Raw genomic sequence first — 17344 nt, 5'->3', positions numbered from 1 at the left:
TATCAAAAATAGACGCTTTGAGAGGACACCACATCTGTATTTTAAATCCATAAAAAAATTTACTTGAAGTAAGAAAAATAAATAAAATCTCTTTTAGACGTCTCATAAATAGCCGATAAGACCAACGAATGCATAAATTTAATCTTTGAGAAGAAGGTCCGAGGAAAACGGGGATGAAAACTAAAACAAAATTACAGCTCGTTTGTATTAGCATTTTAACAGCTATCGTACTGGCATGGATAGGATGCTCGTCTTCGCAAGTGAAACCCAACACTCAGATCCCAAATTTGAGCACTAAGTCTGCCGATGTGACTCCCAAAGAGGAAACCGCACCCGCAAGTACAAAAACGGAGGAGCGCGCTCCCGCTGCAGAATCTAAACCAGAACCAGAGAAACCTACAGGACCCGTTTGTATTTCTCGTTGGAACGATTTGTCTTTGCTAGCTCCGCTTCCTGGAATGAGTATCAAGGATATTGTTGAGAGAAAACAGGCCACCTTCAGTGCGACTGATAGTGGCAAACAGTATAAGTTAGTCGATGCAGGCGGTGGGCTGGCCCTATCCACTCCAGACATGGGTCAACATAACATCACACAAATATGTAAACAGCCAAACGGAAAACTTGTAGCCACCGCTTCAGTATTTGGCGGGAAAATGGATATCGACATCCAACACCAAAGTGGAAAAACTTATAACATCAAATCTCCTGTCTTTAGCACTTCAGCAACTGTTGAATAGGAAAAAAATATGAACAAACTTCAAGGATTACTTTCAAAGATATTATTTACACTTGTGATTTCTCTCCCACTTACTGGTCACGCCAATCAAGATGCCACCTTTTCAACTGTTATGCCTGGATGGTCTTATCAACCCAAACAAACCGCATCTACATTGGAAAACCTTGATGTTTTTGAATTTAGAGGTTTATTAAACAAGAATGGAAAAGACTTTGTCCCTTCTATGTTTGTACTTAAGCAACCCATGCCCAACAACAAAACGGTCGATCACCTTGAGATGTTTTTAAATAAAAAATACTTTAAAAACAAAGCCTCTCTTAAACAAAAAACTCCACTTACAAGCAGCAACGGGTACAGAACACAAACCTATATTTTTACCACCAAAGAAAAGGGACAAGTTTTTGTGACTCTTGTTTATGCTTATCAGGTTAAAAAAGATTTGATTCTTTTATCGCAAACCTCTCGGCCCAATAATTATAAAAACGATTATAAAGTCACAGCCACAGCACTGAACCATATTAAATTTATTGACTAGTAAGGTATCCTACACATTTTCTTTTTTGTGGCGAGCGGGGCGCTGCCTTGGTCAGCAACCGATCGTGAGTTTTGACTGCGCCTTGTGCTCCTGTCTCTGGCTTCATCTGAAACCCTTTTTTACCAATTAGCTCTTTAAACAGATCATCAGGTGAAATTCCTAACTGACCACGCGGAGGATTGTGACCCACCCAGTCCTTAGAGATGAAGTACATTGTACGCGGCTGAATTCCAAAAAATTCTGCAATCAATTTAGAGCAATATGTTTTTCCTGCATCCGTCCACTGCGCAAAAATATCAAATCCCTTTTGTAACTGCGTATGAACAAACATGTCTGTAGGTTCAGGTGTATTTTTATTTTCGAGGATCACATAATCTAAAAAACCTATCTCATAAATATGATGAGACAGCTGAACACCACCATAAGGATGGGCATGCAGCCACTTTCCCTGATAAGAGAGAGCCACATGCGCAAACTCTCCCCCAGCCTCATAAACCACAAGTTGACCTGAGGGCGTATACTGACGAAAGAACGCCACTTCAACGGCATACGCCGAAGACGTTACTCCCAACATTAAAAGTTCAATAGCCACAAGCCTGAATAACCACATACAAGGAAGGGCTTACACTAGCTTCTCTGAGCTGAAAACATGACTTTCACATGGACGCGGAATAGCAAGCTGAAAATGACCACAGACTTCATGTCTCACCCTCAAAGTCAGCTTACTTAATCACTCGCTATCAATTCGAGGCACAGTAAACGGTTCCCAATGAGGATGAAGATCTTGGCGTCGGGTTAATCGTTCCCGATACTTTGCCAGCAGGATGTCCCGAAGAGTTATCATAATTCACTTGATTGCCTTTAATGGAACTCTTCTTGACCAAAACCATCAAGGTTCCTGTGGCTCCACAAGGATTACTTGGATGTTGCACCAAAGGTTGATTTTCGACATCCACACCACCCGCACTGGCATAGGAATCAATGTTTACATAACTCGTTCCTGGAATCACAGACGAACCATCATAAAATCCTTTGCCACGAAATGCCTGTGTAGGGATAGACACCCATACATATTCATCGTTCTTATAATTTGCAAGTTGTCTCATGTTGGGTTTAGCATAACACTCTTCTGCCACCTTTGATGGTGTCTCTGAAATTTCGTCTAGGGCCTTAGTCTCTTTTGCCGACAAGGCTCCTCTCTGTGGTTTGACCTGACCTAACAACTGATCCAAGGCAGACACTTTGTCCTTTTCTAATTTGATCTTCCATGCAGGACTTTGTTTTTGATTTTGATCTAATAAAGCGCCCGCTAAGGCTCCCAAACTGTAGGACTCCATATCGTAAGTGGCCTCAGGTGAAACACCCACATTATCCAAAATCGCCTTACGACTGATTTTGGCTAGCTCCGTAGAGCTTATATCTTTTTTGCAATCTACGGCATTAGCTAAAATCTCCACATACCTTGCTGAACCCTCTATAATATCTGTCGCTTCGTGAGGTTCTGGATTTGCACTTCCCTCGCCGTATTTAGACTTATAGAGTTTATGCCAGTACGCTGCTTCTTGTAGATACTTCTGACGTTGGCTGGTGTCTGTAGTTTTTAAGGCCTCCATCAAAGCGCGTTTCGTTTTATACCGAAGTTGCCTTGGCTCTGTGACCGCAGGGTAGGCAGACCTTCGTGGTCCACTATCTTTTTTTGATTGATAGTGCCATTTGTCTTCTTGGTCACAAATATGAAAGCCCTCATGGACACCCAACATGAATGCAGAATCTGTCAAAGAGGGCTCAGGACTTGAGCCACTCGAGGCAAAGCTCTTGTTTTGTTTCCGAAACTTTTCTCTGAGTTGCTTACATAAAGCAGAATCATGAGGTGAAGCGTAGGGATCTTGCATTTCTTGTCCTGTGGTCTTGGCTTCTTGAGCCTCAGCCTCCATCTGTTCACGTATTTCTTTTTCGCGCTGTAGATTTTGTAAACCTAGTATAACTTCTCGTGGAGTTTTATTGCTATTTACTGCATACCCTCCGTTAAAGCTGATCTTTGCTGGCAAATCCGTTGCGGGAACTAAATTTCCATTTTGGATACGCCAACGGGAACCATCCACATCCACAATCGCCATGTCACTCGTTGGCATTTGCATGCCTGGCCACACTTTATCTGAACAGCCTTTAAAGCTATTGATTCGACTGACCAAATCCTGCAAATCTTGGCTGGGCGAATTACTGCTTCTGTGAGCTGGGGTACTTCTACCTGAGTCGCCTGTGTCACCACGACCCAGCTCTTCAGCTTGTAAATTAGAAATCACAAATAAAAAGGTAAATAAAAAAAAGAGGAAAGCTTTCATAAAAACATTTTAGTAACACTACCTATCCTCAACAAGGCCTGATTTTTAGGCTTAGATTTGTGTTATAGTTTTACACTTTTATTCAAACTTAAGACCCACTCCATATAGCTCCCTAGACCTAGGGCTTGTTCCAGCTCTATGGCACATTCTCATCCTCTCCTTTTGTCCAAACTAGACTCAACCAAAGACTATAGCAATCCGTTAAAAGCTTTGTAGGAGCCAGAAAGGCCACGAGGTAAACATGAAAGTGCTATCAAAATCATTGATCATTATGATGAGCGTTTTATTTATTTTTGCAGGATGCAGTAAAACTGAATTTAGCGGCACATCCGTAGAAGACCAAGACAATAGCATTGATCTTCCAGAAACCGTCGTCTATTCCTTTGATAGAGACATCAACACTACATCTAACGTAGATATGATTTGGGTAGTAGACAACTCTGTCTCGATGGTAGAAGAGATTCAAATCATCCGTGAGAATATTGGAAAATTTTTATTAAGCGTTGAAGACCGTTCAAAACTGAACTTTACTTTAATTACAAACAACAAAGGTTCGCACGGGATGGCCTTAAGCGAGTGGGCCCTGTCACGAGGCTACAGACAGATTGTACAGTATATCAATAGTCGCGACGGATTGGTTCAGTTTTTAAAACTACTCCCACAGATGATCGGGAAAAGTCTTCGTTTCGATTCTAAAAAAGTCATTGTCATTGTCTCTGATGACAATTCTGAGATCAGTTCTAATGTGTTTTTACTAGGTCTTTCTAAACTTTTAGATCTTGCACATATTAAAATCTTTGGATTTATCGGTATTGATAAAAAAATAAGCCCTTGTATTGATAACCCTGGATCACAATATATCAAGTTGGCTCAAGCCACTAACGGAAATATTTTTAACATCTGCGAGTCAGATTGGACTCCCCACTTTGAATCTTTAATCAAAGATGTGGGTCAAATCACCAAAACTGAATTTACCCTTCCTGTACTACCAAAAGGCGAAATCATAGTAAAAATTGATGGTGTCACAATTACAAATTTTATTTTGGACGGATTAAATCTTGTCATACATCCTGATAATTTTCCTACAAATAAAAAATATAAGATTGATGTTGTGTATTTACAAAAATGATCCGTATTGTTTATATTAAAAATATATAAATGCTTTAACTTTTTTTACAGCAAAGACTTATCAATAGCAGATAACTTATACTAATTTTCAGGGTTCAGACTCCGATGGAAAAGCGCGGTCTATTTTTCTACCTGCTGTGTTTACATTGACTTCCTTGTAAAACATGTGTCCAATGTATTTATGAACAACAACGATGACATTTTAAAAAAATACTTGTTTCCCATATTTGAAAACCCAAACTACTTTATCCTATTGTCACTGTGGGTGTCCTTAGGCGCAGCCATTGTCTCGATTTTTAGCACTTCATTACCATTGGATGCCTTTAGCAACTCCTCGGGTTTTATGACATTTTCCATCTTGATGAACTATCTGGGTCGTTTGCTAGCTATCCCTTTGTTTGCAGCGCAAATCTATGCTTTTGTGAACAAGAAAAAGACCGCATGGGTGCTTTCTCTTTTACAAGTATTTTTAGCGGCCTATCTAGTTATAGGGACCTTCAATTTTATCCTCACTCCACTTTTCTTTTATAAATTACCCAGCCTCATACGCTCTATAGCCATTGTTTTGGCCGAGATTTTAAAAACTATATACTTTTACAATACATGTAAAAAATAAGCTCTGGCGTGGTTTCCACGCCTGCTATGATCCTCTCTTCATATCACAAAGGGCATCTATCGGCTCGTATTTGGGACACCCAAAACCACTACAAAACCCTTTATTTACGGTGTCTCACGGAGTGTGATTTTCAAAACATTTTGGCACAAAAGAAGACATTAGATATACATTTTTGACCAATTTAATCTTACTTTTTGACACTTTTTGGTAAAATACTTTGTATTTGTGAAGTAAACTTCATAAATCTGTATCTATAGAAGACAAAATTAAGACACAAATTCAAAAAAAATTGAAAATCTATTTTCCATCGTAAACGCCATGTACGCCGCTTCTGCATTGAGTTGCAGGATATATGGCATAGCAATTGCTTATTATGTATATGTGTGTCGTATAGTGGAGGGACGTATGAAACTATCGATTTTGTTTATTATCTTTTCTTTGTTTTCAGCCAATGCCATGGCCAATGACTTATGGTCTGAATTCAACGTCAAAAAAGCCAAGTCCGAAATTGATTACACACAAGGTCTTATTGAAGAACTTCAAGAACTCTCTAAATTCGTCCCCCGAGAACAGTTCAACAGCAAACTTAAAGACTATAAAAACAATATGAGAAAGACCCTTTCTAGCCTTGAGGCTCACGAAAAGAGAATGCTAATTCAAAACTACGAAAACGCTAACCCCAAGCTTGCAGCCACACTTAAAGGTCTGAAATAAACTAGATCATCTATTTTACTTAGATGCCCGCTCAAAAGAAGACGCCAACCCTAATATAAGTAACCAAAGAAGATGAAACCCTCTACTTCAGACCCCCCCGCAGGTGTGTCTGAAGGCCACTGAACGGGGTTTAAAACAAGTTTTCATTTATCTATTCAAATACTTCTTATGGAACTCTATATGTTCATGAATGAACGTGGAGATATAGTAGTAAGAGTGATCATAATCTGGCCGATAGCGCATGTCATAAGCTTGTCCCGCATCCTGTAAGGCCTTTTCTAATCTTGAGGTTAAAAGTCGTTCAGGCAAAAGCTCGTCAGCCAAACCCTGATCCACCAGAATCGGGTTACGGTGGCCAAAACCTGCGGTCAATAGCTCGCACGCATCATACCCTCTCCATAAAGCCTCATCTCCTCCAAGATATCTTTCTAAAATTTTACCATGGGTCTGTGATGGGTTGGCTATAGGAGCAAATACAGAAATGGAGTTGAACTTTTCTGGATTTCGAAGACCAATCACTAAGGCCCCATGCCCTCCCATAGAATGTCCCATCAATGATATGTTTTGATTAAATCCAAATTCATTTTGCACCAAAGAATAAAACTCTTCTGAAATATAAGAATACATCTTGTAATGGTCACGATACTGGTCCACCAGTGCGTCCACATAAAACCCCGCGCCACTCCCAAACTCAATAGAGGAATGCTCTTCGGGTAAATTTAAACCTCGTGGAGAGGTGTCTGGGCAGAAAATAGCCAGCTGTTGTTGAGATAAGTATTTTTGCGAACCTGCCTTAGTGATAAAATTTTCTTCATTGCAAGTAAGTCCTGAAAGCCAAATGATCGCAGCCTGAGGCTTAGACGGAATAAAACCCGAGAACTTCATCTGTGTCTGCGTCACTTGAGAGGTGTGCTTCCAAAAGAAAACCTCCCCATTAAAACACTTATGACTTTTTAATACTTCCATAAGTTCACCTTAACTCAATTCACAATAAATGAATATCGCTCTTTGAATGTGATTACATGCTTTATCCCAAAAACTTGACCTTCACATTTTATACTTCTTTTTATTCAAATCATTGCTAATCTAATTGAATGACACGTCTTTGCTTCATTCATTTTTCAAACCCGATGGCTGCACTTATATTTTGTCTGGCTCTAGGAATATCTCTGATTCCCCACTCAGCTTATGGGTTTAGCCTCTCAGATCTAGGCAACCTAGGAGCCCCTACTCCTGGAAGACACCAGATCAAACTTAGTGGTGAACGTTACAACCAAGATCGCAGCGAATATGGAACCGCATTTGGGTTATTTACTCTCTATAAAAATGAAGGCTCTAATCTTAAATTTACCACCAAATACTCTCACTTAAATGTGACTCCAAATACTACAGGGATCACTGACCTGTATGATTCTGAGTTTGGCTTCACGTATTCACAGAAAGTTTCTGAAACCCGTCAACTGAGCTTTTACGGTGGCTATGGAACAAAATCTGACAAGCCTTTCAAAGACTCTTCCGTAAACACACTTAATCTTAATGCCATTTATAGTTTTGCTTACGGTCCCAAAGGACGGTGGACGCTTTTGCTCAACTATTCTAATAACCGACCTATTCTGAATAATATTCCTCTTCCCTTCTTTGCTTATACTTACATTTATAGCCAAGATTTTATCGGAACATTTGGAGCTCCTTTTGCTTCTATCTATTGGAAGTTTGCTCCGAAGTGGAGCACTAGTATTTTTGCTGTGGTCCCATGGATTTTTAAAGGCCAAATCTTTTATCATATTATGGGACCGTTTAGAGTGTACGCAGGCGTGGATTTATCCCAGCAGTCTTACTTTCAATACGGAAGGACTAATAATAAAGAACGACTCTTTCACGAAGAGCACAAAGCTTTTGTGGGACTCAAGGCTCCCTTACTTAAAAATCTTATGCTAGATGCAGAGTTTGGCTATGCGTTTCATCGACAATTTTTTATCGCCGAAAGCTATTCTTGGAAACCTAAAAATCCTACAAGTCTAGAAGACAGCTTTTATGGACAAATTGGTCTGAACCTTTTCTTTTAAAGAGCTTCTGACTTTCTTAGTCCATCCATGATTTCAACTAATTTTTTTTGGATACCTGGTTCAGACATAGAGTGCCCTGCATCTGGAATCATCACAAGTTCTGAGTTCGGCCAAACCTGGTGCAGTTCCCATGCACTGGTAGGAGGACAAACTACATCATAACGTCCTTGCACAATCCAGCCTTTGATATGCTTAAACTTTTCAGCTTGTGCCAGTAAAAAATTATCGTAAGGAAAAAAGGCATCGTTCATAAAGTAATGGCATTCAATGCGCGCAAAAGCGAGAGCCTTATGTGGATCACCATAGTCATCCACCGCATCTTGGTCATAATACAAGTGCGATGTTCCCGCTTCCCACTGACTCCATCTTTTGGCCGCTTCTAAACGAACCTCGGAGCTTTGATGGGTTAATAGTTCATAATAAGCTTTGACCATATTGGTGCGCTTTGCGGGTTCAATGATCTCTTCGTACTTCTGCCATAAATCTGGGAACATAAAACTTGTTCCTTTTTGATAGAACCACTGAATCTCTTTAGGGCGACACATGAAAATTCCACGTAATACCAAGTTTTCAACACGGTCTGGATGCTCTACCGCATAGGAAAGGGACAACGTCGATCCCCAACTTCCACCAAATACAATCCATTTATCAATATCAAGATGCTTTCTGATCACTTCAATATCGGCAACCAAATCCCATGTTGTATTTTCTTTCAATTCAGCATGGGGCGTGCTTTGCCCCGAGCCCCTTTGATCAAACAAGATCACTCGGTAATAGTCGGGATCAAAATAGCGGCGATAATCAGGATGTAAGCCTCCTCCAGGTCCACCATGCAAAAAGATAACTGGTTGTCCCTTAGGGTTACCTACCTGCTCCATATAAATTTCATGCAAATCAGAGACTTGGATTCGTTCTGTTTTAAACGGTTCGATTTTAGGATAAAGATGTGGCATTTTTACTCCAAGGCAAACATAACACTGACACTCATAGAAATGTCTTGAGCTCGAACATCAATCGACGGTATCGAAGACTCTGGTGCTGCCATAGAGCTGACCATAGCACTTCTTGAGCTATCTGCATAGGCAATAGGACGTGGTTCAAATCCGCGCTGTTCATAACCTTCTACGATACTAATCACTTTTCCTACTTTTGCGCCTGCTGCTTTGGCCATTCGAGCGGCCTTAGACTTAGCATTTGCAATGGCTTGCTCAAGACAAGCTTCTTGCTCGGCTTTCTTTTTTGCAGGCGACATATCTGTCACCAGTTGTCCAATGTTACTGATCCCTTTTTTTGCTACAACAGCGATCACTTCACCAATTTTACTAATGTCTTGGGTTACAACTTTTAAACCGACTCTGGCCTTATAACCTTTAAATACGTGCTTGTTGTTCTCCCAAACTTTTTCTTCATAAACCGTGTTTTCTACAGTTTCGAGTTCTAGGTTTTTAAGTTGTAACTTTTGAATCTCAGCTCTTGCGGCTTGAAAATTTTTGACCGCATCTTTGAGAGCCGCCTGCGCATCTTTATTTAAAGATTCTGCATAAAATGTAATGCTAGCACGATTGGGTTGAGCCGAACGCAGACAAGTTCCTTGAACAGAGACAGACCTCTCTTGGGCCGCATGGCTCTGGTGAGACACCATGGTTACAGCAAGAATAATCATAACTATATTTGATGCGATAAAAAAATGAATGCGACTCATTTTTAGTTCCTTTGTTGCAAGTTTATAATTGTCACCACAATATCTGATTTACTATGAGCCACCACGCAGGCCGTGAACTCATACATATCTGTTGCTAAAGACATTTCACCTAGCAATGTAAAATGACAGCCTGGCAAAGAATCTTGCGCCACCTCATAGGTGATGTCATAAAAGGCGCGATCTAATTGTAGCTCAGTGTACTGACTCTGAACCTCAGCAATAGCGGCCTCTCTGACTAAAATATCAATCTCAGAAAACACACCAGCATGAGCAAAACCGATACACATCAAAACGTTCAACACGACCATTGGGAACAAGCGACTCATCACCTTCATAAATACCCCCCGCTTATTAGATTATTGCTCTAAAAGCTTCTGAATATCTCTATCATGTCCAAGAATCAACGCAAGTATTTCGCCTTTAATAACGTAGTCAGGCGTAGGCATTAGGATTTCTTTTGGGTTTACAGGGTCTCTAAAGCCCACTACTTGAATTTTGAATTTTGTAGGAAGCTTGAGTTCAGCCAGAGTCTTACCATGCGTCCACTTGCCTGGGCTCCATTCCACCATTTTTAATCCAAATCCCAAATCCATTTCATGTTTAATGGAAGGACGCATAAAACGCAGAGACAAAATCTTACCCATATCTTCTTCAACATAAAACACCTCATGGGCCCCTATGCTTTGATAGATGCGCGCAAGCCTTGTGGTCGGAGCACGCACAGCCACTCTTTTCACATTCAGTTCAATTAAATTTGTAAGGGTCATAGCGGAAGCCTCAAAGTCTTCACCAATACTTACGATCGCCATATCCACTGTGCTTGCTCCAATTTCTCTGAGCACTTCAATATCGGTTCCGTCTCCCTGTATAGCTAAGTGAGATTTACTTTTTACAGAGTTAATATTTTCTAGATCTGTATCTAGTGCGATCACTTCCGCTCCCGTATCATACAGGTTCCTCACGAGTGACGAGCCCAAACGTCCAATACCAATAACCAAAACTCTTTCTTTCATTTTATACCTCACACTTGGCATATTCGTTGACCAATATACTTTTAACCCACAAAAAATTCGTCTTCAGGATAGCGAACCTTAACATTCGCAGGACTTCCAATACTCATAAGCAGAACCGCCAAAATCCCAAATCGTCCCGCCAACATTAACGTTATAACAACAATTTTTCCAAATACTGAAAGTTCTGGCGTAATTCCCATAGAAAACCCAACCGTAGAAAGTGCCGATATCACCTCAAAAGCCAGTGGTCCTATGGGCAGAGGTTCGACTAAAACCAAGACCACTAGTGCTGTACACGCCACAAAAATATGAAGAGCCACCACAGTCAAGGCTCTGGAAACCACCGTGGCAGGAATGGCTCGTCCCGCAAATACGACTTGATTTTTCCCAAGGATACTATTGTAAATTGCCAAAAACAAAACCCCCACCGTGGTAGTTTTGATTCCCGACCCTGTTGAAGAAGGATTAGCGCCTAATAACATTAAAAATGATAAAAAGAACAGGGATGAAGCATGCAACGCATCTGTTGGTGCCACACCAAAGCCCGCCGTTCTACTACTAACACTATAAAAAATCGAATAACCTAATCGAGAGAAAAAACCTATTTGCTCATCAGGTCTTGCCGTTTCAAAAGCAAAAAAGAGCACTGAGCCCATCACCAATAAAATTCCCATTACTGTGAGCGTAAGCTTTGTGTACGCACTTAAATGCCCAATCCCTTTCTTAGGGGAACGCATAATTGACAAGATGTCTAAAAGAATGGGGAAGCCCATCCCGCCAATAATAATCAACAAACACACCACAGCTAAGGCTGAGAAATGAAATGGGCTGTCTTGTAATCCTGAAGGAAAAGTAGATATCCCCGCATTACAAAACGCTGAAACGGAATGAAATAACGCAGTAAAAAATCTATTTGAAGCGTCACTAGGCAAACATAAATAGAGCAACAAAAATCCTATAGCCTCAACAACGAATGTCAACATAACGACACGTCCAAGAAATCTGGGCACATCCCCTACTCTTGACCCGTACATTTCTTGTCCCATTAAAATTGTATTCATAGACATTCGACCAAAGCGCGCAATAGAAAATCCCGCAATAACCAAAATGATCCCAAGACCCCCAAGTTGAATCAAAGCCAAAATGATCATAAGGCCAGTTTGTGAAAAAACTGAGCCGATATCAATGGGACTTAATCCTGTTACAGATATTGCTGAAACTGCCACAAAGGCAGCATCAATAAGAGACAGTTCCTCTCCTGGGTTTAAAGAAAATGGCATCAATAGAAGAGGCGTGGCAATGAGTATCGCCACACCATACTGTAATAAAATTTGTCTCCCTATAGTCATATTTGAACGCAGTAACAGCCTTCTAATATAACCCGCTTCTAGGATCAATGCTGTAGTTTGACAAAAAATAAATACGTCTAAATGGGTCAGATCTTGAGGATCAATTGGGAAATATAAAACATTTTTATAACCAATGATCCATCTTGAGAACCATAGTGCAACAAAAAATAGAGATGTGATTTTTAAACCTGATACAATAATATCCAAAGTGAAGCGTTTTTGGACCTGTCTATGATCACGAACTCTTAGAAAGCTCCATTCTCTTAAAACCCTTATGAAGTGTCGGGCTTCAAAAACAGACCACACAGCTCTAAGGACTGCAATGTCTAATACTAGCGAGGTCCACCCCCCCAGGTTTAGCCAAGGGATTGCAATCCGTATCGCCATCACAATCAAGAATGAAATTAACATATCCTATAGTATTCCTGTAAGCACACTCAGAATCAACCCAAATAGGACCAATAATGTAACGCCCACCATCTTATATTCTTTTCTTCGCGCAAAGAGCACCGTTGTAAACACCACTCTTAAGGCAGGCAAACATATTAAAATAGCTAGGCCCAAATAGGCGAGTATCATACCCCACTTTTCAGCCATCCACGCTTTACTTAAATCATGAATGAGGTTGCTTTGTTGGTAGGTCTGATACTGAAGAAAAACATTTTCTGTAAAATTGATACTGCTCACCCAACCTATAATAAGCAGAACTCCCACCATCCTGATCCCATAGCGAAATAAATTTGAAATTATAAGGTTAAAGCTCTTATCATTCATGACTGTAACCCTTTATAAATCATCTGGATCGAAACAATAAACATAATCACTATAAAAATAATTCTGATTGTCGAAGATTCCATCTTCTTCATGGTCCTTGCTCCACACCATGAACCTATAATAATGCCCAAGGCCACTGGAATCACAAGTGGGGGGTGAACATCACCCTTAACAAAGTACGCACTAGCACTTGCTACTGCCGTCACCCCAATCATAAAGTTGGAAGTGGCTGAAGACACTTTAATAGGAAGCTTCATAGCATTGTCCATAGCTAGCACCTTAAGAACACCACTGCCAATTCCTAACAAAGCCGAAAGTATCCCCGCAAAATACATTAAAAACAGACCCCAAAAGACTTTCTCCACTTTATAATCAATCAGTCGGCCTGCTTTATCAGGGTACTGACTTGCAAAACCCAATTTGTCAGACCAAGGGTGATTGTGGGTGGCCACGCGATCATGCCTTTGACGTAGCATCATTAAGGATGAAAAAATTAAAAATCCTGCAAACAAAAAATATAAAAAAGAGGCGTTCACATAACTTGTAATCAGAAAGCCCGTTATAGCCCCAAACACTGTCCCCATTTCCAGAAACGAGGCCACACGAAGATTGGTCAAATTACTTTTTAAAAAATTAGAGGCCGCCCCTGAGGACGTAGCGATCACAGAAATCAAACTTGCTGCTACGGCGTAACGAATATCCACATGCAGCAACAACGTCAGCGTAGGAACAATAATAATCCCACCACCCAATCCAAGAATGGCACCAATGAACCCCGCAAATATCGAAAAGGCAAATAGCAATAATTCGTACATGAAAGAACAAACTCCTGCCGTAATGCTTCAATGTCAAGCGGCTGTCTCTATCGGGACGGTCGCTTGGAGTGCTGAAATCTTAGAACCATAGTCGTAGCGCATCAATCATCACGCTTTCAAATGAAACCAGATTTCAAAAGAAATGGGCCCAACTGTAGTGATCCAAGCTTCTTGATGTTAGGGTACCCCGAAAACCCCACACAAGGAGTTGATCGTGAGTAAATGTTCTTTAATTTTTATGAGTGTTTTCTTAATGCTGTCATCTATAGCCCATGCCAAAACCATTAAAGGCTTTGATGGAGTCAAAGTGGAGATCACTCATCCTAAACGCATCATAGCTCTGAATTCCACAACCTTTGAAATCATTTATGAACTTGGAAAGGCTGATCTTGTGGTTGGTGTTGATAATGGCGCCTTGTTTTTCCCTCCTGCGGATTCTATCACCAAACTTGGTCATCCCTATCGTCCTAGTGTGGAAGGCATGATCAGCCTTAAGCCTGATCTTGTGATCAGCACCGAAGACTCACTTCCTAAAGCCAGTGCTGAACAACTGCGTTCAGCAAAAGTCCCAACACTGATCCTCCAAACTTCGTACGAAGACGGTTACAAAGGTTTAGAGCGACGCATCTCCATCATTGCCAAAGTTCTAGGGCAAGAAAAACAAGGCAAGGCCCTGATTGCAAAAATCAACAAACAGGTCCAGGACTTGAACAAAAAAGCAGCCGCAGTCAAAGAGAAAAAGAAAGTGTTTTTTCTCTATGCCCATAGCCCAAGTGATGCCAGCATTTATGGAAAGCAAACAGGCTCTCATTTTTTAATTGAACAGATCGGTGCCCAAAATGCCGCCGACTTTGCAACTGGCGTTAAACCCCTTACTGCCGAAGCCATGGTTCAAGCCTCACCAGACTCTATCATTATGATGCAAAGAGGGCTGGATGCTGTAGGCAAACTTGAAGGCGCACTGAAAATGCCTGGAGTCAGCCTCACCCCTGCTGGAAAAAATAAAGATGTGTTTGTTGTTGATAACACAGTCAGATGGATAGGGCCGCGCTTCCCAGAGTTTGCTGCAAAACTTTTCAACGAGGTTTATAACAATAACTAGTCTAGGACGTAAGAGTTATTTGTTTATTCTTTTCCCTGCACTTATCACGACCGTCGTCTTGTCGGTAGGGATAGGTGCCGTGGCTATTTCACCGCTGCAAGTGATTTCAATACTTTTGAAAGGCTTAGGTCTTTCACCTCTTACTGACTTTACTCCTCAGCAAGAGGCCGTACTTTTAGCCCTTAGGTTGCCTCGTGTAATTTTAGGTATGCTTGTGGGGGCAAGTCTTGCTGTATCGGGAGCAGCCATGCAAGGGTTATTTCGCAACCCTCTTGCCAGCCCAAGTCTGCTGGGTGTTTCTAGTGGGGCGTCTTTAGCTGTAGCTTGTGTTGTGGTCATGGGGGTCAATATTTTTGGAATCTATACCCTGCCCATTGCTGCCTTCATTGGTAGTGTGATCACCATTGCTCTTATTTATATGCTGGCTCAGCACAATGGCACGACAAACATTGCTACTATGTTACTGGCGGGGATTGCCATCAATGCCTTATGCACATCGGGCACAGGTTTATTCACATATCTATCCACAGATGAGCAGTTGCGCACTATTACTTTCTGGCAATTGGGCTCTTTGGCAGGAGCAACTTGGTCTTCTATTCTCAGTGTCTCTCCACTCATTTTGCTTAGTATTTTCCTTATTCCTTTTTGGTCTAACGCTTTAAATGCACTTTTACTTGGAGAGAATGCCGCCAAGCACTTAGGAGTCTCTGTTGAAACCGTCAAGTGCATACTTGTGGTGCTGGTAGGCATGGGTGTTGGAGCCAGTGTGGCTGTAGCAGGTATGATTGGTTTTGTGGGTCTCGTAGTCCCTCACCTTATACGTCTATGGCTGGGCCCCAATCACAAAACGCTACTCCCTGCCACCGCACTTTTAGGAGCCACACTCCTTGTCCTAGCTGATTTATTTTCACGCACTGTAGTTACACCTTCTGAACTGCCCATCGGCATTGTCACTTCACTTACAGGAGCTCCTTTCTTTTTATACCTATTACTTAAAAATCGAAGGCTTGGTGGGGGAATATGATACTTAAAGTGGATATTCCCGAATATCAAATCCAAGGCAAAACCCTACTGTCTCAAGTGCGTTTTAGCCTGAGTCCAAATGAACTGATCGTCATCGTAGGTCGTAATGGCGCGGGGAAAAGCACACTCCTTAAACACATCTCAACGGAAATTTCTAATCCTAAATCTTACATAGAAATCTTTGGTAAAAATATTTCCGAATATAAAATCAAAGCACTGGCTCAGCGACGTGCCGTTTTGCCACAAAGTACAACTCTGAATTTTGCTTATGAGGTTTTAGAAGTGGTCTTATTAGGGAGAATCCCTCACCAACAAAGGCAAACCGAAAGCACACTGGACATTGAAATTGCAGAGCGTTGCTTGGCGGACGTGGGCCTTAAAGGCTATGAAAGAAGAAATTATTTGACTCTGTCTGGGGGCGAACAGCAACGCGTCCATTTTGCCCGCGTTCTTGCGCAGCTTACTCATGTCAAACATTCAAGGCTCTTACTTTTGGATGAACCCACAAGCAGCTTAGACATCTCACACCAGCACCACAGTTTGAAACTCGTCAAAAACCTCACACAACACAACTTATCCTGCATTGCCATTTTGCACGATCTCAATCTGACATCCCAGTATGCTGATAAAGTTTTAATTTTAGATCAAGGCAAAGTTCTGGCTTTTGGTCCTCCCACTACAGTCTTAACTTCTGAGATTTTAACTAAGGCCTTCAATTATCCTATCCAGACAATGTCCCACCCTCATTCAGATCGGCCACTCATACTCACATAACCAAAAGAACTATCCCCAATCGGAGGAGATTGAGGATAGCAAGAGTTGTAGATTCTTTCTACAAGGGGAACTGTTATTCTTCTTTACTCGATTTTACATTTAAAATCTTGTCTAGAAGACCTCCAGAAGCTTTAGACTTAATTTCAATTTTATGTCCTTCAGCTTCTTTGGTTTTGGGGATGAGAAGTTGAAGCACACCATCTTCAAAAGCAGCTTCAATTTGCTTAGGGTCAATCTTTTCAGGCAAAGAAAAACGTCTTTGAAACTTACCATAGCTTCGCTCATAGTGCTGAGCCTTTGTGTCTTTAGTTTCTCGGTGTCTTTCACCTGTAACTGTGAGATACCCGTCTTTAATTTCTATACTTATATCTTCTTTTTTTACACCTGGGAGATCAAAACTAGCCAAATAGTGGTCTGCAGTTTCGTCGATATCGCAAGCTGGTTTAAAGTTTACAGTCTGCGCATCCAGTGGTGTTAAAAATGAATTTACTAAACGATCAAAATCATCAAAAAGTGCTCTATGACCTAAAGATGAATTATAAGGGACTACCCATTTCATAAAATAACCTCCTTGTGAAACATAGTTAAAAAACTCTGTTTGTTTGCTTGGTGCTCTTCTAAAACACCCCAGCGCTCTAGAAACACTAGGAAGGTG

20 protein-coding genes are annotated in these 17344 nt (G+C 41.1%); 9 read left to right on the top strand and 11 right to left on the bottom strand.

The genetic code is table 11. The features are described 5' to 3' along the window. The first annotated feature begins 173 nt into the window (after positions 1–173). Positions 174–737, top strand: a complete 564-nt coding sequence (locus M9899_02230; GenBank protein MCO5112972.1) for a hypothetical protein — start codon at positions 174–176, stop codon at positions 735–737. Between the two features lie 9 nt (positions 738–746). Further along, the gene (locus M9899_02225) at positions 747–1271 is read left to right on the top strand and encodes a hypothetical protein (protein MCO5112971.1); all 525 of its coding nucleotides are present in this window, start codon (positions 747–749) and stop codon (positions 1269–1271) included. On the opposite strand, the gene M9899_02220 is transcribed toward M9899_02225, so the two are convergent. Further along, a complete protein-coding gene (locus M9899_02220; GenBank protein MCO5112970.1) occupies positions 1261–1845 on the bottom strand; it encodes a hypothetical protein in 585 nt (194 codons plus the stop codon). The genes M9899_02225 and M9899_02220 overlap by 11 nt on opposite strands. Positions 1846–2011: 166 nt before the next feature. After that, positions 2012–3613 carry a hypothetical protein gene (locus M9899_02215; protein MCO5112969.1) on the bottom strand — a complete coding sequence of 534 codons (1602 nt, stop codon included), beginning with the start codon at positions 3611–3613 and terminating at the stop codon, positions 2012–2014. Positions 3614–3854: 241 nt separating this feature from the next. Between M9899_02215 and M9899_02210 the strand changes: the two genes are divergently transcribed. From M9899_02210 to M9899_02200, 3 genes are all read left to right on the top strand, one after another. Next, positions 3855–4742, top strand: coding sequence for a hypothetical protein (locus tag M9899_02210; protein ID MCO5112968.1), 888 nt, complete (start codon positions 3855–3857; stop codon positions 4740–4742). 180 nt (positions 4743–4922) lie between these two features. After that, a complete protein-coding gene (locus tag M9899_02205; protein ID MCO5112967.1) occupies positions 4923–5357 on the top strand; it encodes a hypothetical protein in 435 nt (144 codons plus the stop codon). A gap of 405 nt (positions 5358–5762) precedes the next feature. Continuing rightward, complete coding sequence (locus M9899_02200) at positions 5763–6071, top strand: hypothetical protein (GenBank protein MCO5112966.1); 309 nt, start codon at positions 5763–5765, stop codon at positions 6069–6071. Positions 6072–6218: 147 nt separating this feature from the next. Here M9899_02200 and fghA read toward each other — a convergent pair whose 3' ends face one another. Next, complete coding sequence (gene fghA / locus M9899_02195; protein ID MCO5112965.1) at positions 6219–7037, bottom strand: S-formylglutathione hydrolase; 819 nt, start codon at positions 7035–7037, stop codon at positions 6219–6221. 164 nt (positions 7038–7201) lie between these two features. On the opposite strand from fghA, the gene M9899_02190 reads away from it, so the two are divergent. Further along, the gene (locus M9899_02190) at positions 7202–8137 is read left to right on the top strand and encodes a hypothetical protein (GenBank protein ID MCO5112964.1); all 936 of its coding nucleotides are present in this window, start codon (positions 7202–7204) and stop codon (positions 8135–8137) included. Here the strand turns inward: M9899_02190 and pip are convergent. The 7 genes from pip to M9899_02155 are packed head-to-tail and all read right to left on the bottom strand — an operon-like array spanning position 8134 to position 13790. Beyond that, a complete protein-coding gene (gene pip, locus M9899_02185; protein MCO5112963.1) occupies positions 8134–9090 on the bottom strand; it encodes a prolyl aminopeptidase in 957 nt (318 codons plus the stop codon). The two genes, M9899_02190 and pip, sit on opposite strands and share 4 nt — an antisense overlap. Positions 9091–9092: 2 nt before the next feature. Next, positions 9093–9839, bottom strand: a complete 747-nt coding sequence (locus M9899_02180) for an SIMPL domain-containing protein (protein ID MCO5112962.1) — start codon at positions 9837–9839, stop codon at positions 9093–9095. A gap of 2 nt (positions 9840–9841) precedes the next feature. Continuing rightward, positions 9842–10174: a hypothetical protein gene (locus tag M9899_02175; GenBank protein ID MCO5112961.1), complete on the bottom strand. Its 333-nt coding sequence runs from the start codon at positions 10172–10174 to the stop codon at positions 9842–9844. A gap of 21 nt (positions 10175–10195) precedes the next feature. Continuing rightward, positions 10196–10852 carry a TrkA family potassium uptake protein gene (locus tag M9899_02170; GenBank protein MCO5112960.1) on the bottom strand — a complete coding sequence of 219 codons (657 nt, stop codon included), beginning with the start codon at positions 10850–10852 and terminating at the stop codon, positions 10196–10198. Between the two features lie 41 nt (positions 10853–10893). Beyond that, positions 10894–12612: a hypothetical protein gene (locus tag M9899_02165; GenBank protein MCO5112959.1), complete on the bottom strand. Its 1719-nt coding sequence runs from the start codon at positions 12610–12612 to the stop codon at positions 10894–10896. 3 nt (positions 12613–12615) lie between these two features. Continuing rightward, on the bottom strand, positions 12616–12975 hold the full coding sequence (locus tag M9899_02160) for a DUF1634 domain-containing protein (GenBank protein MCO5112958.1): 360 nt from the start codon (positions 12973–12975) through the stop codon (positions 12616–12618). Next, entirely contained in the window at positions 12972–13790 is an 819-nt protein-coding gene (locus M9899_02155) for a sulfite exporter TauE/SafE family protein (GenBank protein MCO5112957.1), read from the bottom strand. Before M9899_02155 ends, M9899_02160 begins: the two co-directional genes overlap by 4 nt. A gap of 214 nt (positions 13791–14004) precedes the next feature. Between M9899_02155 and M9899_02150 the strand changes: the two genes are divergently transcribed. The 3 genes from M9899_02150 (at position 14005) to M9899_02140 (ending at position 16689) form a co-directional block, all read left to right on the top strand. Further along, the gene (locus tag M9899_02150) at positions 14005–14892 is read left to right on the top strand and encodes an ABC transporter substrate-binding protein (protein MCO5112956.1); all 888 of its coding nucleotides are present in this window, start codon (positions 14005–14007) and stop codon (positions 14890–14892) included. Between the two features lie 79 nt (positions 14893–14971). Then, on the top strand, positions 14972–15916 hold the full coding sequence (locus M9899_02145) for an iron ABC transporter permease (protein MCO5112955.1): 945 nt from the start codon (positions 14972–14974) through the stop codon (positions 15914–15916). After that, positions 15913–16689, top strand: coding sequence for a heme ABC transporter ATP-binding protein (locus M9899_02140; protein MCO5112954.1), 777 nt, complete (start codon positions 15913–15915; stop codon positions 16687–16689). The genes M9899_02145 and M9899_02140 overlap by 4 nt, the downstream gene beginning before the upstream one ends. Before the next feature lie 73 nt (positions 16690–16762). On the opposite strand, the gene M9899_02135 is transcribed toward M9899_02140, so the two are convergent. Further along, positions 16763–17248: an Hsp20/alpha crystallin family protein gene (locus M9899_02135; GenBank protein MCO5112953.1), complete on the bottom strand. Its 486-nt coding sequence runs from the start codon at positions 17246–17248 to the stop codon at positions 16763–16765. Positions 17249–17344: the final 96 nt, after the last annotated feature.

The sequence above is a fragment of the Pseudobdellovibrionaceae bacterium genome (genome assembly GCA_023954155.1).
Taxonomy (GTDB): domain Bacteria; phylum Bdellovibrionota; class Bdellovibrionia; order Bdellovibrionales; family UBA1609; genus JAMLIO01.
Note: the sequence above shows the minus strand (reverse complement) of the source record. Positions and strands in the feature narration are given on the sequence as shown.